Genomic DNA, 2,491 nt, shown 5'->3' with positions numbered 1-2,491 from the left:
CGGCTCCCCTGATAATAACAACTAAGCACAAAAAATTTATATCATTATTTTAAGCGCCATTACCACGATAAACCGACAAGCACCCGAATACTAAAAAAGACGGTACACATTAGTGAAAAGCACTTACCATGTCAATACAGTTCCTGAACACTTGCTGAATTCATTTCAATTATACGAATCAGACTCAGGTCTTAGCCGAGATTAGTAGTGTAGCGACACACTAAATATAGCAACTCTATGCTATATTAGCTCTACTTGAATAATACAAAATGAAACAACTTAAGATGACAAATATGGTTGCTATGCGTTCTTTTATCTCTCTAATTAAACCTACTTTCCTTTTAGCTACAACACTCTTAGTAACGAGCCATTCCGTATTTGGAGCTCTAGAGATCTCGGGCACTAAAGCCCAAGAAAAAGCAACATTGGAGATATTGCGTACTTTAGATAAGCGCCATTTCGTTGACATTGTTGTTGATGATGCTTTATCCGTTAAATTTTTAGAAAACTATATTGATCAGCTAGATCCTAGCAAGTCATTTTTCCTGCAATCTGACATTAATGAGTTTCGACAAAAGCAATTTCTTCTCGATGATGAATTAAGAAATGGTAAAAATACTATTGGCTTTTCTATTTACCACCGACTAGTGGAGCGAATGGAGAATCGTCTAACTACAATCCTTAATCAGTTGAAAGAGGAAAACTTTTCCGTTGACTTCTCAGACGATGAAACATTTATTATTGATGATGAAAGAAATCATTGGCCACTCACTACAGAAGAAGCTGATGAGCAATGGCGAAAACGCATAGAGTCATACTTTCTTTCGCAAAAGTTATCTGGAGAAGTGTTTAGTGAGTCTCTTGAAAAATTGATCAAACGTTATAACGACCAACTCACCCGTATGGAGAAAAATACGGCAGAAGATGTATACGAAATATATATTAATGCATTTACCGAGTTATACGATCCTCATACTAATTACTTTTCACCGCGCACCTCAGAGAGCTTTTCAATACGCATGTCGCTTTCTCTTGAAGGCATTGGTGCTGTTTTGCAGAACGAAGATGGATACACAAAAGTGGTTCGAATAGTAACTGCCGGGCCTGCAGATAAACAAGGGCAACTAAAAGCATCTGACCGAATATTAGGCGTTGCTCAAGGAAAAGAGGGAGATATGGTGAGTGTCGTTGGCTGGCGACTTGATGAAGTTGTAGAGCTTATTCGTGGCCCTAAAGAATCTATTGTTCGTTTAGAAGTAGAGTCTGGTCGTGCTGCAACCGCAACAACTGAAGTCATCGAAATCAAGCGTGAAAAAGTCAATCTGGAAGATCAAGCGGCACAAAAAGCAATCATCACGCTGAAAGATGGAGGACAAAGCTTCAAAGTGGGTGTCATTAACATCCCTACTTTCTATCTCGACTTTGAAGCATATAGAAAGCGCGACCCTAATTTTAGAAGTACGACGAAAGATGTTAATCGCTTACTCTCTGAGCTAGAAAGTGAGGGAGTTGATGGTGTTGTCATTGATTTACGTAATAACGGAGGCGGCTCACTTTATGAAGCCACTGCAGTCACTGACCTTTTTATTGATAAGGGGCCAGTTGTACAAATAGGTAAAGATGGCGGAAAAAAAACCAGTGATTACTCACAAAATAATGCAAGATATAGAGGCCCTCTTGTTGTATTAATCAATCGCTTAAGTGCTTCAGCCTCTGAAATTTTTGCTGGTGCCATACAAGATTATCGTCGCGGTATTGTTGTTGGCTCACAATCATTTGGGAAAGGCACAGTACAAACGTTAACACCCCTAAAAAGCCAAGGGGAATTAAAAATTACTGAGTCAAAATTTTATCGAGTATCCGGTGAAAGTACGCAGCATCGTGGTGTGATTCCCGATATTATTATGCCGGAATTGATTGACCCCAAAGAAGTGGGCGAAAGCAGCTACGACACAGCATTAGCATGGAGTAAAACAACACCGGAGAGGCATGCTGTTTATTTTAATCTAGATAATATTATTAACTCTCTAAAAGTACAGCATAGTAGTAGAATTAAACAATCGGCCGATTTTATCTATCTCGATGAACGTAAAGAATTGTTAGAAACTATCAGCAACAGAAAATTCATCTCACTCAATGAAAAAAAACGCCTAGCAGAAAAAAATCGCATAGAAGAACAATCTCTCATAATAGAAAATAGGCGCCTAAAAGCAAAGGGGCTACCTGTATTTGATAACTATGAGGCTTTTAAAGATAGTGAAGAAAAGCGTAGTGAAGAGCGAGCAGCTAAAGCTGGCACCACTCAAATTGATACTATTGATGATGCGGTATTACTAGAAGCCGGCCAATTACTTAAAGACTTCACCCAATTATTGTTAACTCAATCTCAAGATAAAGTCGCCTCTAATAAATAAAGTGCTATTCAGGAAAGCATTGCCCTATTACGCAATGCTATTTATCTATAATTTTTTACCAATTAGTGATTTTACCA

The 2,491-nt window shown here is 38.3% G+C and carries 1 protein-coding gene; it reads left to right on the top strand.

Annotation, left to right across the window (positions count from 1 at the left end):
• The first annotated feature begins 269 nt into the window (after positions 1-269).
• Positions 270-2,414 carry a carboxy terminal-processing peptidase gene (locus ACZ5O6_RS05925; RefSeq protein WP_464283550.1) on the top strand — a complete coding sequence of 715 codons (2,145 nt, stop codon included), beginning with the start codon at positions 270-272 and terminating at the stop codon, positions 2,412-2,414.
• Positions 2,415-2,491 lie beyond the last annotated feature (77 nt).

It is taken from the genome of Eionea flava, assembly GCF_055393785.1.
This window is presented reverse-complemented; position numbering and strand designations above follow the sequence as displayed.